The sequence below is a fragment of the Streptomyces sp. GL_140 genome (assembly GCF_057834465.1).
Genome location: NZ_CM174404.1, coordinates 2,197,340 through 2,215,195, shown reverse-complemented (window position 1 = coordinate 2,215,195; position 17,856 = coordinate 2,197,340). Strand labels below are relative to the sequence as shown.

Below are 17,856 nucleotides of genomic sequence, written 5' to 3'. Positions count from 1 at the left end.
TCGGCGGGCGACAGTAGGGTGGTTGGCATGGCCGACCCTTCCAGCTACCGCCCCAAGCCGGGACAGATCCCCGACTCCCCGGGGGTCTACAAATTCCGCGACGAGCACCGCCGGGTGATCTACGTCGGGAAGGCCAAGAGCCTGCGCCAGCGGCTGGCCAGCTACTTCCAGGACCTCGCCGGACTGCATCCCCGCACCGCCACCATGGTGACCACGGCCGCCTCCGTCGAGTGGACCGTGGTCTCCACCGAGGTCGAGGCGCTCCAGCTCGAATACTCCTGGATCAAGGAGTTCGACCCCCGGTTCAACGTCAAGTACCGGGACGACAAGAGCTACCCCTCCCTCGCCGTGACCATGAACGAGGAGTACCCCCGGGTCCAGGTCATGCGCGGGCCCAAGAAGAAGGGCGTGCGCTACTTCGGCCCCTACGGGCACGCCTGGGCCATCCGCGAGACCGTCGACCTGATGCTCCGGGTCTTCCCCGTCCGCACCTGCTCCGCCGGGGTGTTCAAGCGCTCCGCCCAGATCGGCCGCCCCTGCCTCCTCGGCTACATCGGCAAGTGCTCCGCGCCCTGCGTCGGCCGGGTCACCCCCGACGAGCACCGGGAACTGGCCGAGGACTTCTGCGAGTTCATGGCCGGCCGCACCGGCAGCCACCTCTCCCGCCTCGAAGGGCAGATGCACGAGGCCGCCGAGGAGATGGAGTACGAGAAGGCCGCGCGGCTGCGCGACGACATAGGGGCCCTGCGCCGGGCCATGGAGAAGAACGCGGTCGTGCTCGCCGACGCCACCGACGCCGACCTGTTCGCGGTCGCCGAGGACGAGCTCGAAGCGGCCGTGCAGATCTTCCACGTGCGCGGCGGCCGGGTCCGCGGTCAGCGCGGCTGGGTCACCGACAAGGTGGAGGCCGTGGACACGGCCGGGCTCGTCGAGCACGCCCTCCAGCAGCTCTACGGGGAGGAGAAGGGCGAGTCCGTCCCCAAGGAGGTGCTGGTCCCGGCGCTCCCCGAGGACACCCCGGCGCTCTCCGAGTGGCTGGCCGAGCGGCGCGGCGCCCAGGTCAGCCTGCGCATCCCGCAGCGCGGGGACAAGAAGGCGCTGATGGAGACCGTCCACCGCAACGCCCAGCAGTCCCTGGCCCTGCACAAGACCAAGCGCGCCGCCGACTTCACCACCCGCTCGCGGGCCCTGGAGGAGCTCGCCGAGGCGCTGGAGCTGGACGCGGCGCCGCTGCGCATCGAGTGCTTCGACATCTCGCACCTGCAGGGCGACGACGTGGTGGCCTCGATGGTCGTCTTCGAGGACGGGCTGGCGCGCAAGAGCGAGTACCGCAGGTTCCAGATCAAGTCGTTCGAGGGGCAGGACGACGTCCGCTCCATGCACGAGGTGGTCTCCCGGCGCTTCCGCCGCTACCTCCAGGAGAAGCTGAAGACGGGGGAATGGTCCCCCGGGGACGGCGAGGACGGCCCCGACGCCGAGCCGGTCGCCGACGCCGCCGGGTTCGAGGTGGACGCGGCCGCGGACGACGGCCGGCCCAAGCGCTTCGCCTACCCGCCCCAGCTCGTCGTGGTCGACGGCGGGCAGCCGCAGGTGGCCGCCGCCCAGCGGGCCCTGGAGGAGCTCGGGATCGACGACGTGGCCGTGTGCGGCCTGGCCAAGCGCCTCGAGGAGGTCTGGCTGCCCGGCGAGGACGACCCGGTGGTGCTGCCCCGGACCAGCGAGGGCCTCTACCTGCTCCAGCGGGTCCGTGACGAAGCCCACCGGTTCGCCATCCAGTACCAGCGCAACAAGCGCGCCAAGCGGCTGAAGTCCGGCCCGCTGGACGAGGTCCCCGGACTGGGCGAGAGTCGCAAACTGGCCCTGGTGAAGCATTTCGGTTCGGTGAAAAAGCTCAGGCAGGCGACAATCGACCAGATCTGCGAGGTCCCGGGCATAGGCCGCAAGACGGCCGAGACCGTGGCCGCGGCCCTCGCCCAGGCGGTTCCCGCTGGTCCCGCGGTCAACACGGCGACCGGCGAGATCATCGAGGATGAGACCACCGCGACCGCGGGGGCAGCATCCGAACGGGGGACCGAGCAATGACCGAGCACGAAACCCACAACGAAACCGACCGCAAGACCGAGTACGACCGAGACGGAGCACAGGTGAGTACGGGCACGACAGTGGAGCCCGGAGATACCGCCGAGGCGGCCATCCCCGAGCTGGTGATCATCTCCGGAATGTCCGGGGCCGGCCGCAGTACGGCGGCCAAGTGCCTGGAGGACCTCGGCTGGTTCGTGGTCGACAACCTCCCGCCGGCGCTGATCCCCACCATGGTGGAACTCGGCGCCCGCTCGCAGGGCAACGTGGCGCGCATCGCCGTCGTCGTCGACGTCCGCGGCCGCCAGTTCTTCGACGCCCTGCGCGAGTCCCTCGCCGACCTGGAGACCCGCGGGGTCACCCGCCGGATCGTGTTCCTGGAGTCCTCGGACGAGGCCCTGGTACGCCGCTTCGAGTCGGTCCGCCGACCGCACCCGCTCCAGGGCGACGGCCGCATCGTCGACGGCATCGCCGCCGAGCGCGACCTGCTGCGCGAGCTGCGCGGCGACGCCGACCTGGTCATCGACACCTCCAGCCTGAACGTGCACGAGCTGCGCGCCAAGATGGACGCCCGGTTCGCGGGAGACGAGGAGCCCGAGCTGCGGGCCACCGTCATGTCCTTCGGCTTCAAGTACGGCCTGCCCGTCGACGCCGACCTGGTCGTCGACTGCCGCTTCATCCCGAACCCGCACTGGGTTCCGGAGCTGCGCCCCTTCACCGGGCTCAACGAGGAGGTGTCGGCGTACGTCTTCGGGCAGCCCGGCGCCAAGGAGTTCCTCGACCGCTACACCGAGCTCCTCCAGCTCATCGCCACCGGCTACCGCCGCGAGGGCAAGCGGTACGTGACCATCGCCGTCGGCTGTACCGGTGGCAAGCACCGCAGTGTCGCCATGTCGGAGAAGCTCGCCGCCCGCCTCGCCTCCGAAGGAGTCGAGACCGTCGTCGTCCACAGGGACATGGGGCGCGAGTGACCGGACGTACCCTGCGGCTGCGCCGCCTTCGCCGGCTCGCCTCCGGCAAGGGCGAAGACGGCGCGGCCCGCACCGGGCTCCGCCGCGGCGAAGCCCCCGAGGTGGTTGCTCCCAAGGTCGTGGCGCTCGGCGGAGGCCGGGGCCTCTCGGCCTCGCTGACCGCCCTGCGCCGGATCACGGGCGAGCTGACCGCCGTGGTCACCGTCGCCGACGACGGAGGCTCCAGCGGCCGCCTGCGCGAGGAGCTCGGGGTCCTGCCCCCCGGCGACCTGCGCAAGGCGCTGGCCGCGCTGTGCGGGGACGACGACTGGGGCCAGACCTGGGCGCGGGTCATCCAGCACCGCTTCCAGTCCAAGGGCGACCTGCACGAGCACGCGGTCGGCAACCTGCTGATCGTCGCCCTGTGGGAACAGCTCGGCGATCCCGTCCAGGCCCTGGACCTCGTCGGCAAGCTGCTCGGCGCACAGGGCCGGGTGCTGCCGATGTCGGCGGTCCCGCTGGAGCTCCAGGCCCTGGTCAAGGGTCACGATCCGGCGCGCCCCGAGGACGTGGACACCGTACGGGGGCAGGCCACCGTGGCCCTGACCCCCGGCGAGGTGCTCTCCGTGCAGGTCGTGCCCGCCGACCCGCCGGCCGTGCCGGAAGCCGTCGCCGCGGTGCTCGACGCCGACTGGGTCGTGCTCGGTCCGGGCTCCTGGTTCTCGTCCGTGATCCCCCACCTGCTGGTGCCCGAACTGCTCGACGCGCTGGTCGAGACGAAGGCGCGGCGGATCCTCTCGCTGAACCTCGCACCACAACCCGGTGAAACCGAGGGGTTCTCTCCGCAGCGTCATTTGGAGGTTTTGGCCCGACACGCCCCTAAACTCGCCCTGGACGTGGTGCTGGCCGATCAGGCTGCCGTGCCCGACCGCGAGTCCCTCGCCGATGCCGCAAAACGGTTCGGTGCCGCGGTCGAGCTGGCGCCGGTTGCCAGGCAGGACGGTGCTCCGAAGCATGATCCGGAGCTGCTCGCCGCCGCGTACGACCGTATTTTTCGGATGCATGGAAGGATCGGCCCATGGCGATGACGCCCGCGGTGAAGGATGAGATCGCCCGCCTGCCCGTCACCCGCACCTGCTGCAGGAAGGCGGAGGTCTCGGCGATCCTTCGGTTCGCGGGCGGGTTGCACCTGGTGAGCGGCCGGATCGTCATCGAGGCGGAACTGGACGCGGGGATCGCGGCCCGCCGCCTGCGCAAGGACATTCTGGAGATCTTCGGGCACTCCTCGGACCTGGTGATCATGGCTCCGGGCGGTCTGCGCCGCGGAAACCGGTACGTGGTCCGCGTGGTCGCCGGCGGTGACCAGCTGGCGCGCCAGACCGGGCTCGTGGACGGCCGCGGACGCCCCATCCGGGGTCTTCCCCCGCAGGTGGTCTCCGGGGCCACCTGTGACGCCGAGGCGGCCTGGCGCGGGGCCTTCCTCGCCCACGGCTCGCTCACCGAGCCGGGCCGCTCCTCCTCGCTGGAGGTCACCTGCCCCGGCCCGGAGGCCGCCCTGGCGCTCGTCGGCGCGGCCCGCCGGCTCTCCATCGCCGCCAAGGCCCGCGAGGTCCGCGGGGTGGACCGGGTCGTCGTACGGGACGGGGACGCCATCGGCGCCCTGCTGACCCGGCTCGGCGCCCACGATTCGGTGCTGGCCTGGGAGGAGCGGCGGATGCGGCGCGAGGTGCGCGCCACCGCCAACCGCCTCGCCAACTTCGACGACGCCAACCTGCGCCGTTCGGCGCGGGCCGCGGTGGCCGCCGGAGCCCGGGTGCAGCGCGCCCTGGAGATCCTCGCCGAGGAGGTCCCCGAGCACCTCGCCGCGGCCGGCCGGCTGCGCATGGAGCACAAGCAGGCCTCCCTGGAGGAGCTGGGCGCCCTCGCCGACCCGCCGCTGACCAAGGACGCGGTCGCGGGCCGGATCCGCCGCCTGCTGGCCATGGCCGACAAGCGGGCCCAGGACCTCGGGATCCCGGGCACCGAGTCCAACCTCGACCTCAGCGACAGCGAGGAGCTGGCCGACAACATGGCCGGCTGAGGCCCCCGTACCGGACTGCAGTCCTCCGGAAGACGCCGTAAGAGGTCCGCACGATCACTCGTGCGGACCTCTTTCGGTATGCCCCATTGACATGAGCATGGGCGGGTCGTGAGCCTGTCGTCCGAAGCTTTCGTGGCAGACGACGCCCAGGGGGGCATATGAGGCACCGCGCGAGATCGATCCTCGCCGCAAGCGCACTCGTCTTCGGAACCACACTGGCCGCACTACCCGCGGCGGCCAGCGCCCAGGCCCGGGCCGACGCCCAGGCGGCGGCGGACGAGATAAGGGTCTACGAAGCCGACATCACGAAGGAACAGGTCCCGCTCGTCCAGGCCGCCGGCCAGGACGCGCAGGAGTTCTCCGGACGCCTCCCGGAGTCCGGGACCGCCAAGGTCGAGCTCTACCTCACCGGCGGCCAGGCCAAGGGGCTGGCCGCCCAGGGCGTCAAGCTCGCCGAGCGCAAGGTCGCCTCCAAGGCCGCCGCGCGCTCCCTGGCGGCCGCCGGAGACGGGGTGTTCCGCCCGTACAGCGGCAAGGGCGGTCTCCAGGAGGAGATCCTGCGCACCGCGCAGGAGAACCCCGGCCTCACCAAGGTCGTCTCCATCGGCAAGACCGTCCAGGGCAAGGACATCCTCGCCCTGAAGGTCACCAAGAACGCCAAGAAGTCCAAGGACGGCGACAAGCCGGCCGTGCTGTACATGTCCAACCAGCACGCCCGCGAGTGGATCACCCCCGAGATGACCCGGCGGCTGATGCACCAGACCATCGACAGCTACGGCAAGGATCCGCGGATCACCAAGCTGGTGGACTCCACCGAGATGTGGTTCCTGCTCTCCGCCAACCCGGACGGGTACGACTACACCTTCACGTCCGACAGCGCGCGGCTGTGGCGCAAGAACCTGCGGGACAACAACGGCGACGGCAAGATCACCGCCGGCGACGGTGTCGACCCCAACCGCAACTTCGCCTACCGGTGGGGCTACGACAACGAGGGCTCCTCGCCCAACCCGTCGAGCGAGACCTACCGCGGCCCCAAGGCCTCCTCCGAGCCCGAGACCGTCGCCCTCGACAAGTTCGAGAAGCGCATCGGCTTCAAGTACGCCATCAACTACCACTCGGCCGCCGAGCTGCTGCTCTACGGCGTGGGCTGGCAGGTGGCCACCCCCACCCCCGACGACATCGCCTACAAGGCCCTCGCCGGCACCCCGGAGAACTCGGCCGTACCCGGCTACTACCCGCAGGTGTCCTCGGAGCTCTACACCACCAACGGCGAGGCCGACAGCCAGGCTGCCAACGCCAACGGCGTCATGATGTTCACGCCGGAGATGAGCACCTGCCAGACCGTCTCCGCCATCGACCCGAACGACCGCTGGCAGCCCGAGGACTGCGCCTCCGTCTTCAACTTCCCGGACGACGAGAAGCTCATCCAGGCGGAGTTCGCCAAGAACGTCCCCTTCGCCCTCTCCGTCGCCGAGAGCGTCGAGCACCCGGACCAGCCGAAGTCCTCCGTCGGCCTGAGCGCCGCGGACTTCACCCTGGACCCCTTCACCACGTCCTACGTGGCCCGCGGCGAGGACCAGACGGTCGCCGTCACGGCCCGCAAGGCGCTGAAGGACAAGGAGCTCAACTTCAAGATCAACGGGGGTCGCACCCACGACGAGGACCTCAAGGCCTGGAAGGGCGGTGACGTCTACGGCGGCGACGACAACAACTACTTCGACGAGTACCGGGCCAAGGTCGACGGCGCGAAGCCCGGCGACAAGGTCGAGGTCTGGTTCACCGGCCGCGATCGCGGCGGCAAGCAGGTCTCCAGCGAGCACTTCACCTACACGGTGGCCGAGCGGCCGCGCGCCGACGTCCTGGTGATCGCGGAGGAGGGCGCCCCGGCGCAGCACACCCAGGAGTACGTGGACGCGCTGCGCGCCAACGGCAAGAGCGCGGCGGTCTGGGACGTGGCCGTCCAGGGGGCCCCGCACCACCTCGGAGTGCTCTCCCACTTCCGCACGGCCGTCCACTACACGGGGGCCAAGTCCCCGGGCGGTCCCACCCAGCTGGCGGTACGCGACTTCCTCAACGAGGGCGGCAAGCTGATCGAGGCCGGTGAGCTGGCGGGCGGCAACGCCCAGGTCGGCCGCGCCGTGACCGACGACTTCAGCCAGTACTACCTCGGCGCCTACGGCCGCGCGACCGTCAGCGGCCCGACCGGCTTCACCGGCGCGGGCACCCTCTCCGGGGCCACGGGCGGCCTCGGCAACGCCACGGGCAACCCGCTCGACCGCCCCGGCTCCTACACGGTCACCTCCGACACCCTGCCCGCGGCCCAGTTCCCGCAGTTCAAGAGCGCGCAGGCGGGCCAGTACGCCGGGATCGTCAACCCGTACGCCCCGTACGCCGGCACCGGGATGGCCTCGGCCACCCACGCCGACGACGACTGGAAGCGACTCACCCGCACCATCGATCTCACCGGGGTCACCGCGGCGGACAAGCCGCAGCTCAAGACCGCGCTGAACTGGAACACCGAGGAGGGCTACGACCACGCGGTCCTGGAGTCGCACACCGTCGGCGGCGACGACTGGACCACGCTTCCCGAGGCGAGCGGCCTGACCAGCACTGCGGTTCCCGCGGAGTGCGAGGCCGGGTTCTTCGTCAACGACCACCCCTTCCTGCGCCGCTACCTCACCCTCGACTCCGCCGGCTGCGCCCCGCAGGGCACCAGCGGAGCCTGGAACAGCTTCACCGGCACCTCCAACGGGTGGAAGCAGGTCTCCTTCGACCTGAGCGCCTACGCGGGCAAGAGCGTCGAGGTGTCGCTCTCCTACATCACCGACCCGGGTTCGGGCGGTCGCGGGGTCTTCGCGGACGACGCGCGGGTCTCGATCGGCGGTACGGACCAGACGGCCGAGGGATTCGAGACCTCGCTCGGGTCCTGGACCGCTCAAGGCGCTCCTGCCGGAAGTCCTGATGTTGCGGGCGATTGGTCCCGGACCGGGGAGCTGTTCAAGTCATACGCCTCGGTCACTACGCGTAACACCGTACTGCTGGGCTTCGGCCTGGAACACGTGCCGGCGGCAGCCGACCGCGCCGTACTCGTCGGTAAGGCTCTCCGCTCGCTGAACCGCTGATCGGATACCCCGGTTCCGCTCACTTTGAGTGACGGGGCAGAAAGTCCCCGAGGTCCCGTACCCGTCTTGGAGTGCGGGGCCTCGGGGTGTGTCAGACGATGGTCGATGTCACTTGGAAGCTCACGGAGAGGTAGGGTCGTAAGCGGTCGGGGACATCCCATACAGCTCGCCGGCGGACAGGCCGGCGCACCAACGAGGAGATCGGTTCGTGACGATCCGCGTAGGCATCAACGGTTTTGGCCGAATTGGCCGCAACTACTTCCGTGCGCTCCTGGAGCAGGGAGCGGACATCGAGATCGTCGGTGTCAACGACCTGACTGACAATGCCACCCTGGTGCACCTTCTCAAGTACGACACGATCCTGGGCCGCCTCAAGGCCGAGGTCAGCCACACCGACGACACGATCACCGTCGGCGGCAACACCTTCAAGACGTTCGCCGAGCGCGACCCCGCGAACCTGCCGTGGGGCGAGCTGGGCGCCGACATCGTCATCGAGTCGACCGGCATCTTCACCAAGAAGGCCGACGCCGCCAAGCACATCGCGGCCGGCGCGAAGAAGGTCCTCATCTCGGCTCCGGCCAAGGACGAGGACATCACGATCGTGATGGGCGTCAACCAGGAGAAGTACGACGCGGCCAACCACCACGTCATCTCCAACGCCTCCTGCACCACCAACTGCGTGGCGCCGATGGCCAAGGTCCTCCTGGAGAACTTCGGCATCGTCAAGGGCATGATGACGACGGTCCACGCCTACACGAACGACCAGCGCATCCTGGACTTCCCGCACTCGGACCTGCGCCGCGCCCGCGCCGCCGCCGAGAACATCATCCCGACCACCACGGGTGCCGCCAAGGCCACCGCGCTGGTCATCCCGGAGCTGGCGGGCAAGCTCGACGGCATCGCGATGCGCGTCCCGGTCCCCACCGGTTCCGTCACCGACCTCGTCATCGAGCTCGAGCGCGAGGTCACCAAGGACGAGGTCAACTCGGCCTTCCAGAAGGCTTCTCAGGGTCAGCTCAAGGGCATCCTGGACTACACCGAGGACGCGATCGTCTCTTCCGACATCGTGAACTGGCCGTACTCCTGCACCTTCGACTCCTCCCTGACGATGGTCCAGGGCAAGAGCGTCAAGGTCATCGGCTGGTACGACAACGAGTGGGGCTACTCCAACCGCCTCGTCGACCTGACCGTGTTCGTCGGCGGCCAGCTCTAAGCACCAAGGCAGCAGGCACCACAATGTGAGCACCGGGGCTCGGGCAGCGCGACGAAGCGCTGTGCGGGCCCTGTTGCTTGCCTTGTACCTCTCACCTCGCACGGATACAGGATCCGGCCGGGGAAAAGGAGTAGTAACAGCAATGAAGACGATCGACGAACTTCTCGCCGAGGGCGTTTCCGGTAAGCGGGTCTTCGTCCGCGCCGATCTCAATGTGCCGCTCGCCAACGGTGCGATCACCGACGACGGCCGCATCCGCGCCGTGCAGCCGACCATCGCGAAGCTCGCCGAGGCCGGCGCCCGCGTGGTCGTGGCCTCGCACCTGGGCCGCCCCAAGGGCGCCCCGGACCCGGCCTTCTCGCTGGCCCCCGCCGCGACCCGCCTCGGTGAGCTGCTCGGCACCGACGTCAAGTTCGCCACCGACACCGTCGGCGCCTCCGCCAAGGAGACCGTCGCCGCCCTCGCCGACGGCCAGGTCGCCGTCATCGAGAACCTCCGCTTCAACGCCGGTGAGACCTCGAAGGACGACGCCGAGCGCGGCGCCTTCGCGGACCAGCTGGCCGAGCTCGCCGACGTCTACGTCGGCGACGGCTTCGGCGCTGTCCACCGCAAGCACGCTTCGGTCTTCGACCTCCCCGCGCGCCTCCCGCACGCGGCCGGCTACCTCATCGCCACCGAGGTCGGCGTCCTGAAGAAGCTGACCGCCGACGTCAAGCGCCCGTACGTGGTCATCCTCGGCGGCGCCAAGGTCTCCGACAAGCTCGCCGTCATCGACCAGCTGCTCGGCAAGGCCGACCGCATCCTCATCGGCGGCGGCATGGCGTACACCTTCCTGTACGCCAAGGGCTACGAGGTCGGCATCTCCCTGCTCCAGAAGGACCAGGTGGACGTCGTCAAGGAGTACATGGCGCGCGCCGAGGAGAACGGCGTCGAGCTGGTCCTCCCGGTCGACATCCTGGCCTCCAAGGACTTCCCGGACCTGAAGACCAAGGCCCCGGCCGAGTTCATCACGGTCGACGCGGACAAGATCCCCGCCGACCAGGAGGGCCTGGACATCGGTCCCAGGACCCGCGAGCTGTACGCCTCGAAGATCGCCGACGCCGAGACCGTGTTCTGGAACGGTCCCGTGGGCGTCTTCGAGCACCCCGACTATGCGAACGGCACCAAGGCCATCGCGCAGGCGCTCCTCGACAGCAGCGCCTTCACGGTCGTCGGCGGTGGCGACAGCGCCGCCGCCGTCCGCATCCTCGGCTTCGACGAGAACGCTTTCGGCCACATTTCGACCGGTGGCGGCGCCTCCCTCGAGTACCTCGAGGGCAAGACGCTCCCCGGCCTCGCCGCACTGGAGGTCTGAACCGCATGACCACGCGCACCCCGCTGATGGCGGGCAACTGGAAGATGAACCTCAACCACCTCGAGGCCATCGCGCACGTCCAGAAGCTCGCCTTCGCCCTGGCCGACAAGGACTACGACGCCGTCGAGGTCGCGGTCCTGCCGCCCTTCGTCGACCTCCGCTCGGTCCAGACCCTGGTCGACGGCGACAAGCTGAAGATCAAGTACGGCGCCCAGGACATCTCTGCGCACGACTCCGGCGCCTACACCGGCGAGATCTCCGGTCCGATGCTGTCGAAGCTGAAGTGCACGTTCGTGGCCGTCGGCCACAGCGAGCGCCGGCAGTACCACGCCGAGAGCGACGAGATCTGCAACGCCAAGGTCAAGGCCGCCTACAAGCACGGGATCACCCCGATCCTGTGCGTCGGCGAGGGCCTGGACATCCGCAAGGCCGGCCAGCAGGTCCAGTACACGCTGAACCAGCTCGACGGCGGCCTCAAGGACGTCCCGGCCGAGCAGGTCGAGTCCATCGTGATCGCGTACGAACCCGTCTGGGCGATCGGGACCGGCGAGGTCGCCACGCCCGAGGACGCCCAGGAGGTCTGCGGAGCGATCCGCGTGCGCCTCGCGGAGCTGTACTCGCAGGAGCTGGCCGACAAGGTCCGCATCCAGTACGGCGGCTCGGTCAAGTCCGGCAACATCGCCGCGATCATGGCCCAGCCCGACGTCGACGGCGCCCTGATCGGCGGCGCGGCGCTGGACGCGGACGAGTTCGTGAAGATCGTCCGGTTCCGCGACCAGTAGGGCCGTCGGGAAACGGTCCGCGGTCGCGGTGCGAGCGACAGTGAGTATGCGGTAGGGCGGATCCGTCGTACCCTTGCGGGGGCCAGCAGGCTGAACCATCAGCCGCTGGCCCCCGCGCACGTAATCGGCAATGTGGGAACGCCGGAATGCCAGTAAGCCCAGAAAGTAGGAATCAGCCGTGATTTTGGGGTTCGAGATCGCCCTGGTCGTCTTCAGCGCCCTGCTGATGCTGCTCGTGCTGATGCACAAGGGCAAGGGCGGCGGCCTTTCCGACATGTTCGGCGGCGGCATGCAGTCGTCGGTCGGCGGCTCCTCGGTCGCGGAGCGCAACCTGGACCGCATCACCGTGGTGATCGGTCTTCTGTGGTTCGCGTGCATCGTCGCGCTCGGCCTGCTCATGAAGTCCGGCAGCTGAACCGTTCTGGCCATTCCGGCAGTCCGGTCGGCTCTCCCCGGCCTATCATGAGGTCCGGCGTTCACGTCTGGAATGGGTAACTCCAGTCACTGGACGCGCGTTGGGCCTTACGTAGACTTGGGCGCCCGCGACGGAATCCACTCACGCTTCGCGGCACCATCACGCAGGGAGTTACGACCGTGGCAAGTGGCAACGCGATCCGTGGCAGTCGGGTCGGAGCGGGGCCGATGGGTGAGGCCGAGCGCGGCGAGTCCGCGCCCCGCCTGCGCATCTCCTTCTGGTGCTCGAACGGGCACGAGACGCAGCCCAGCTTCGCCAGCGACGCGCAGGTGCCGGATACCTGGGACTGCCCGCGCTGTGGGTTCCCGGCCGGACAGGACCGGGACAATCCTCCGGCGCCGCCGCGCACCGAGCCGTACAAGACGCACTTGGCGTACGTACGGGAACGGCGGACCGACGCCGACGGCGAGGCGATCCTCGCCGAGGCCCTCGCCAAGCTGCGCGGAGAGATCTGACGCTTCCGCGGCAAAACAACTGATGTGACATCGGGCCCGGCCCGCAGGAGTCTTCCTCTCCTGCGGGCCGGGCCGCTTTGTGTCGTTTGTGCCCCTTCCCATCCCTTAGGTTGGAGAACGGCGGGGCACGACAGGACGGAAGAAGTGGTGATGTCCGAGATGAACGCAGACAGTCGTACGAAGCTCAACCGGATGCCGGAGTGGCTCGCGCTCACGAAGCACCGCGACGAGTTGGGACAGACACATCTGCGGGAGCTGTTCGAGGCGGATCCGGGCCGGGGCGCCGGATACACCCTGCGGGCCGGGGACCTGCACATCGACTATTCGAAGCACCTGGTCACCGACGAGACGCTGGCACTGCTGCGCGAACTGGCCGGGGCCACGGGCGTGGCGGAACTCCGCGAGGCCATGTTCCGTGGCGAGAAGATCAACACGACCGAGGACCGGGCGGTCCTGCACACCGCGCTGCGCGCCCCGAGGGACGCGGTCGTCGAGGTGGACGGGGAGGACGTCGTACCCGGCGTGCACGCCGTCCTCGACAAGATGGCGGCCTTCGCCGACCAGGTCCGGTCGGGCGAGTGGAAGGGCTTCACCGGCAAGCGCATCAAGAACGTCGTCAACATCGGCATCGGCGGTTCCGACCTGGGTCCGGCGATGGCGTACGAGGCGCTGCGCGCCTTCTCCGACCGGGGCCTGACCCTGCGCTTCGTGTCCAACGTGGACGGCGCGGACCTGCACGAGGCCGTGCGGGACCTGGACCCGGAGCAGACGCTCTTCATCATCGCCTCGAAGACCTTCACGACCATCGAGACCATCACCAACGCGACCTCCGCGCGCGAGTGGCTGCTCGCGGGCGTCGGCGGTGACCGGGCGGCCGTGGCGCGGCACTTCGTGGCGCTGTCGACCAACGCCGAGAAGGTGACCGGCTTCGGCATCGACCCGGCCAACATGTTCGAGTTCTGGGACTGGGTCGGCGGGCGCTACTCCTTCGACTCGGCGATCGGCCTCTCGCTGATGGTCGCGATCGGTCCGGACGCCTTCCGCGAACTGCTCGGCGGCTTCCGGGAGATGGACGAGCACTTCCGCACGGCGCCGCCGGAGGAGAACGCGCCGCTGCTGATGGGCCTGCTGGGGGTCTGGTACGGGGCGTTCTTCGACGCGCAGTCGCACGCGGTGCTGCCCTACAGCCACTACCTGTCCCGCTTCACCGCGTACCTGCAGCAGCTGGACATGGAGTCCAACGGCAAGTCCGTGGACCGCGACGGCAATCCGGTGGAATGGCAGACCGGACCGGTGGTGTGGGGCACGCCCGGCACCAACGGCCAGCACGCGTACTACCAGTTGATCCACCAGGGCACCCGGGTGATCCCCGCGGACTTCATCGGCTTCGCCCGGCCGCTGGAGGAGCTGAGCCCCTCGCTGGCGGCCCAGCACGACCTGCTGATGGCGAACTTCTTCGCGCAGACGCAGGCGCTGGCCTTCGGCAAGACGGCGGACGAGGTACGGGCGGAAGGCGTCGCGGAGCCGCTGGTCCCGCACAAGACCTTCGCGGGCAACCACCCGACGACGACGATCCTGGCGGCCGAGCTGACTCCGGCGGTGCTGGGCCAGCTGATCGCCCTGTACGAGCACAAGGTGTTCGTCCAGGGAGCGGTGTGGAACATCGACTCCTTCGACCAGTGGGGCGTGGAGCTGGGCAAGGTCCTGGCCAAGCGCGTCGAGCCGGCGCTCGTCGAGGGCGCGGAGGTGCCCGGCCTGGACGCGTCGACGCGCGCGCTGGTGGCGACGTACCGCTCGCTGCGGGGCCGCTGACCCGGGGCGCACGAGGAAGGGCCCGCTCTCCGTGGGGAGGGCGGGCCCTTGCGCGTCGTACGGGGTCGGGCAGGGGTCAGGCGGAGGCCGGGGGGTACAGGCCCGACGGCAGCTTCGCGGCTGCCGCACGGTCCAGGAGCCACAGGGTCCGGGAGCGGCCGTACGCGGCCGCGGCCGGGGCCTGGACCTCGCCGGCCCCGCCCAGCGCGATCGCCACCGCACCCGCCTTGTCCTCGCCCGCGGCCAGGAGCCACACCTCGCGGGCGGCCCGGATCGCCGGGAGGGTCAGCGAGATCCGGGTGGGCGGCGGCTTCGGGGCCCCGTGGACGCCCACCACCGTGCGCTCGGTCTCCCGCGAGGCCGGGTGCTCCGGGAACAGCGAGGCCACGTGGGTGTCCGGGCCGACGCCCAGCATCAGGACGTCGAAGCGGGGGACCGGCCCGTGGTCCTCGGGGCCGGAGGCCTTGCGCAGCTCCGCCGCGTAGGAGGCGGCCGCCGCGTCCACGTCGGCCCCGTACGGGCCGTCGGAGGCGGGCATGGCGTGGACCCGCGCGGGGTCCACCGGGACGGCGTCCAGCAGGGCCTCGCGGGCCTGGACGTGGTTGCGCTCGGGGTCGTCGGCGGGCACGTACCGCTCGTCCCCCCACCACAGGTCCAGCCGGGCCCAGTCGATCGCGTCCCGGGCCGGGGCCGCGGCCAGCGCGGCCAGCAGGCCGTTGCCGTTGCGGCCGCCGGTGAGGACCACCGACGCGCTGCCGCGGGCCGCTTGCGCGTCCACGATCTTCGTGATCAGCCGGGCCGCCGCGGCCTGGGCCATCAGCTCCTTGTCCCGGTGGACGACGACCTGGGGAGTCGTCATACCCATGTGCTGCCGCCTTGTCAGTAGTTCGGGGCTCGGGTGCAAATGCCGCTGCGCGGGGCCGTTCCCCCGGGTGGGGGAACGGCCCCGCGCAGCGGTCGGGTTACTTGGCCGCGGCCTTCTTGGCCGGCTTGGCCGGAGCCGGCTTGGCGGCCGGAGCCTCGGCCTCGGCCTCGGCCGGAGCCGGCTCCTTGGCCTCCGCCTTGGCCGTCGCCGGGTGGGACGGGGCCAGCTTCGCCACGCCGAACTTCAGCGAGGCCTCGTACGTGTTGTCCGGGTCCAGTCGGCGCAGCTCCTCCGCCAGCAGCTCGGCCGTGTCGCGGCGCTTGAGCGCCACCGCACGGTCGGGCTGTCCCGGCATGCAGAGCGTGGCCAGCGCGCCGTCCGCCCGGTCCAGGACGATCTCGCCGCCCTTGGTCTCCAGACGGACCGCGGTGAGCCCGGGGCCCGCCGAGGAGGTGCGCTTGACGGGGACCTGGAGCCGGTCCGCGAGCCACATGGCCAGCAGCTCGCAGCTCGGGTTGTCGTCCTCGCCCTCGACGGTCGCGGAGGCCACCGAGTGGGTCTGCTGGTCCAGTGCGGCCGCCAGCATGGAACGCCACGGGGTGATCCGGGTCCAGGACAGGTCCGTGTCCCCGGGGGCGTACGCGACCGCCCGCGTACCGAGGGCCTTGATGGGGTCCTCGGTGGCATAGGTGTCCGTGATCCGGCGCTGGGCGAGCGAACCCAGGGGGTCGCCCGCCAGGTCCTGCGGAGCACCCTCGGGCCACCAGACGACGACGGGCGCGTCCGGGAGGAGCAGCGGGAGAACCACCGACTGGGCATGGTTGACCAGTTCGCCGTGCAGGCGGAGCACAACCGTTTCCCCGGTGCCGGAGTCCGTCCCGACGCGGACCTCCGCGTCGAGGCGGGCGCCCTGGCGGCTGCGGGGCGAGCGGCTGGCCCGCTTGATGACGACGATGATCCGCGAGGGGTGTTCGCGGGACGCGTCGTTCGCCGACTTGAGAGCGTCGTACGCGTTCTCCTCGTCGGTCACGATCACCAGCGTGAGCACCATGCCAATGGCGGGCGTGCCGATGTCCCGGCGCGCCTGCACCAGCGCGGCGTTGATCTTGCTGGAGTTGGTCTCCGTGAGGTCGATCTTCATGGCCGGCGCCAGCTCCGTCCGTCTCGTGCGAGCATCTCGTCCGCCTCGACCGGTCCCCAGGTGCCCGCCGGGTACTGCGCGGGCTTGCCGTGCTTGTCCCAGTACTGCTCGATCGGGTCGAGGATGTTCCAGGAGAGTTCGACCTCCTGGTGGCGCGGGAAGAGGTTCGCGTCGCCCAGCAGGACGTCGAGGATGAGGCGCTCGTAGGCCTCGGGGCTCGACTCCGTGAAGGACTCGCCGTAGGCGAAGTCCATGGTGACGTCCCGGACCTCCATGGAGGTGCCCGGAACCTTGGAGCCGAACCGCACGGTGACGCCCTCGTCCGGCTGGACCCGGATGACCAGGGCGTTCTGCCCCAGCTCCTCGGTCGCGCCCGATTCGAACGGCAGGTACGGGGCCCGCTTGAAGACGACCGCGATCTCGGTCACCCGGCGGCCCAGGCGCTTGCCGGTCCGCAGGTAGAACGGGACGCCCGCCCAGCGGCGGTTGTTGATCTCCAGGCGGATGGCCGCGTAGGTGTCGGTCTTCGACTTGGGGTCGATGCCGTCCTCTTCGAGGTACCCGACGACCTTCTCGCCGCCCTGCCAGGCCGCCGAGTACTGGCCGCGCACGGTGTGCTTGCCCAGGTCCTCGGGCAGCTCCACGGCGGTCAGCACCTTGAGCTTCTCGGCCACCAGCGCCTTCGGATGGAAGGAGCCGGGCTCCTCCATCGCGGTCAGCGCGAGGAGCTGGAGCAGGTGGTTCTGGATGACGTCGCGGGCCGCGCCGATGCCGTCGTAGTAGCCGGCCCGGCCGCCGATCCCGATGTCCTCGGCCATGGTGATCTGCACGTGGTCGACGTACGACCGGTTCCAGATCGGCTCGAACATCGTGTTGGCGAAGCGGAGCGCCAGGATGTTCTGGACGGTCTCCTTGCCCAGGTAGTGGTCGATCCGGAAGACCTCGTTGGGCGGGAAGACGTCGTGCACGAGCTGGTTGAGCTCCTGTGCACTGGTCAGGTCGTGCCCGAAGGGCTTCTCGATGACCGCGCGCCGCCAGGAGCCCTCCTTCTGGTCCGCCAGCCCGTGCTTCTTGAGCTGGGCGACGACCTTGGGGAAGAACTTCGGCGGGACGGACAGGTAGAAGGCGAAGTTGCCGCCGGTGCCCTGCGCCTTGTCCAGCTCCTCGATCGTCGACTTCAGCGTCTCGAACGCCTGGTCGTCGTCGAAGTCGCCCTGGACGAAGCGGCAGCCCTGGACGAGCTGCTGCCAGACCTCCTCGCGGAAGGGCGTGCGGGAGTGCTGCTTGACCGCGTCGTGGACCTCTTGCGCGAAGTCCTCGTCCTGCCACTCGCGACGGGCGAACCCGATCAGCGAGAAGCCCGGGGGAAGGAGGCCGCGGTTGGCGAGGTCGTAGACGGCAGGCATCAGCTTCTTGCGTGACAGGTCACCCGTAACGCCGAAAATGACCAGGCCGGACGGCCCCGCGATGCGCGGGAGCCGCCGGTCCTGTGCGTCACGAAGCGGGTTCGCTCCGTTTACAGACAAAG

14 protein-coding genes are annotated in these 17,856 nt (G+C 70.0%); 11 read left to right on the top strand and 3 right to left on the bottom strand.

All coding sequences use genetic code 11. The annotated features are described in order from the left end of the window. Positions 1-27 precede the first annotated feature (27 nt). The 11 genes from uvrC to pgi all read left to right on the top strand — a co-directional run bounded on the left by uvrC (position 28) and on the right by pgi (position 14,322). Entirely contained in the window at positions 28-2,082 is a 2,055-nt protein-coding gene (gene uvrC, locus AC3IYJ_RS10390) for an excinuclease ABC subunit UvrC (protein WP_489401015.1), read from the top strand. Continuing rightward, positions 2,079-3,050, top strand: a complete 972-nt coding sequence (gene rapZ / locus AC3IYJ_RS10385) for an RNase adapter RapZ (RefSeq protein ID WP_489401014.1) — start codon at positions 2,079-2,081, stop codon at positions 3,048-3,050. The genes uvrC and rapZ overlap by 4 nt, the downstream gene beginning before the upstream one ends. Further along, positions 3,047-4,117: a gluconeogenesis factor YvcK family protein gene (locus tag AC3IYJ_RS10380; protein WP_489401013.1), complete on the top strand. Its 1,071-nt coding sequence runs from the start codon at positions 3,047-3,049 to the stop codon at positions 4,115-4,117. Before rapZ ends, AC3IYJ_RS10380 begins: the two co-directional genes overlap by 4 nt. Further along, positions 4,108-5,109 (top strand): DNA-binding protein WhiA, encoded by a 1,002-nt coding sequence (whiA, locus tag AC3IYJ_RS10375; protein WP_112449750.1) that lies wholly within the window; start codon positions 4,108-4,110, stop codon positions 5,107-5,109. The genes AC3IYJ_RS10380 and whiA overlap by 10 nt, the downstream gene beginning before the upstream one ends. Before the next feature lie 158 nt (positions 5,110-5,267). Continuing rightward, a complete protein-coding gene (locus AC3IYJ_RS10370) occupies positions 5,268-8,231 on the top strand; it encodes a M14 family metallopeptidase (protein WP_489401012.1) in 2,964 nt (987 codons plus the stop codon). 208 nt (positions 8,232-8,439) lie between these two features. After that, the gene (gap, locus tag AC3IYJ_RS10365) at positions 8,440-9,444 is read left to right on the top strand and encodes a type I glyceraldehyde-3-phosphate dehydrogenase (protein WP_243338363.1); all 1,005 of its coding nucleotides are present in this window, start codon (positions 8,440-8,442) and stop codon (positions 9,442-9,444) included. 142 nt (positions 9,445-9,586) lie between these two features. Beyond that, entirely contained in the window at positions 9,587-10,798 is a 1,212-nt protein-coding gene (locus AC3IYJ_RS10360) for a phosphoglycerate kinase (protein WP_489401011.1), read from the top strand. A 5-nt stretch (positions 10,799-10,803) separates the two neighbouring features. Further along, positions 10,804-11,580, top strand: a complete 777-nt coding sequence (gene tpiA / locus AC3IYJ_RS10355; protein ID WP_489401010.1) for a triose-phosphate isomerase — start codon at positions 10,804-10,806, stop codon at positions 11,578-11,580. 178 nt (positions 11,581-11,758) lie between these two features. Continuing rightward, positions 11,759-11,995: a preprotein translocase subunit SecG gene (gene secG, locus AC3IYJ_RS10350; RefSeq protein WP_405494213.1), complete on the top strand. Its 237-nt coding sequence runs from the start codon at positions 11,759-11,761 to the stop codon at positions 11,993-11,995. Between the two features lie 179 nt (positions 11,996-12,174). After that, positions 12,175-12,510, top strand: a complete 336-nt coding sequence (locus AC3IYJ_RS10345) for an RNA polymerase-binding protein RbpA (protein WP_007263454.1) — start codon at positions 12,175-12,177, stop codon at positions 12,508-12,510. A 159-nt stretch (positions 12,511-12,669) separates the two neighbouring features. Next, positions 12,670-14,322 carry a glucose-6-phosphate isomerase gene (gene pgi, locus AC3IYJ_RS10340; protein ID WP_489402767.1) on the top strand — a complete coding sequence of 551 codons (1,653 nt, stop codon included), beginning with the start codon at positions 12,670-12,672 and terminating at the stop codon, positions 14,320-14,322. Positions 14,323-14,398: 76 nt separating this feature from the next. On the opposite strand, the gene pgl is transcribed toward pgi, so the two are convergent. The 3 genes from pgl to zwf form a co-directional block, all read right to left on the bottom strand. Further along, positions 14,399-15,181: a 6-phosphogluconolactonase gene (pgl, locus tag AC3IYJ_RS10335; RefSeq protein WP_489401009.1), complete on the bottom strand. Its 783-nt coding sequence runs from the start codon at positions 15,179-15,181 to the stop codon at positions 14,399-14,401. A 103-nt stretch (positions 15,182-15,284) separates the two neighbouring features. Then, the gene (gene opcA, locus AC3IYJ_RS10330; protein ID WP_489401008.1) at positions 15,285-16,328 is read right to left on the bottom strand and encodes a glucose-6-phosphate dehydrogenase assembly protein OpcA; all 1,044 of its coding nucleotides are present in this window, start codon (positions 16,326-16,328) and stop codon (positions 15,285-15,287) included. Next, entirely contained in the window at positions 16,325-17,854 is a 1,530-nt protein-coding gene (gene zwf / locus AC3IYJ_RS10325) for a glucose-6-phosphate dehydrogenase (protein ID WP_330295787.1), read from the bottom strand. The genes opcA and zwf overlap by 4 nt, the downstream gene beginning before the upstream one ends. Positions 17,855-17,856 lie beyond the last annotated feature (2 nt).

Bases quoted from the DNA above. Each gene is read 5' to 3' on its own strand.
- pgi (WP_489402767.1), top strand. From the start codon at position 12,670: ATGAACGCAGACAGTCGTACGAAGCTCAACCGGATGCCGGAGTGGCTC.
- whiA (WP_112449750.1), top strand. From the start codon at position 4,108: ATGGCGATGACGCCCGCGGTGAAGGATGAGATCGCCCGCCTGCCCGTC.
- tpiA (WP_489401010.1), top strand. From the start codon at position 10,804: ATGACCACGCGCACCCCGCTGATGGCGGGCAACTGGAAGATGAACCTC.
- uvrC (WP_489401015.1), top strand. From the start codon at position 28: ATGGCCGACCCTTCCAGCTACCGCCCCAAGCCGGGACAGATCCCCGAC.
- opcA (WP_489401008.1), bottom strand. From the start codon at position 16,328: ATGAAGATCGACCTCACGGAGACCAACTCCAGCAAGATCAACGCCGCG.
- AC3IYJ_RS10370 (WP_489401012.1), top strand. From the start codon at position 5,268: ATGAGGCACCGCGCGAGATCGATCCTCGCCGCAAGCGCACTCGTCTTC.
- AC3IYJ_RS10360 (WP_489401011.1), top strand. From the start codon at position 9,587: ATGAAGACGATCGACGAACTTCTCGCCGAGGGCGTTTCCGGTAAGCGG.
- rapZ (WP_489401014.1), top strand. From the start codon at position 2,079: ATGACCGAGCACGAAACCCACAACGAAACCGACCGCAAGACCGAGTAC.
- pgl (WP_489401009.1), bottom strand. From the start codon at position 15,181: ATGACGACTCCCCAGGTCGTCGTCCACCGGGACAAGGAGCTGATGGCC.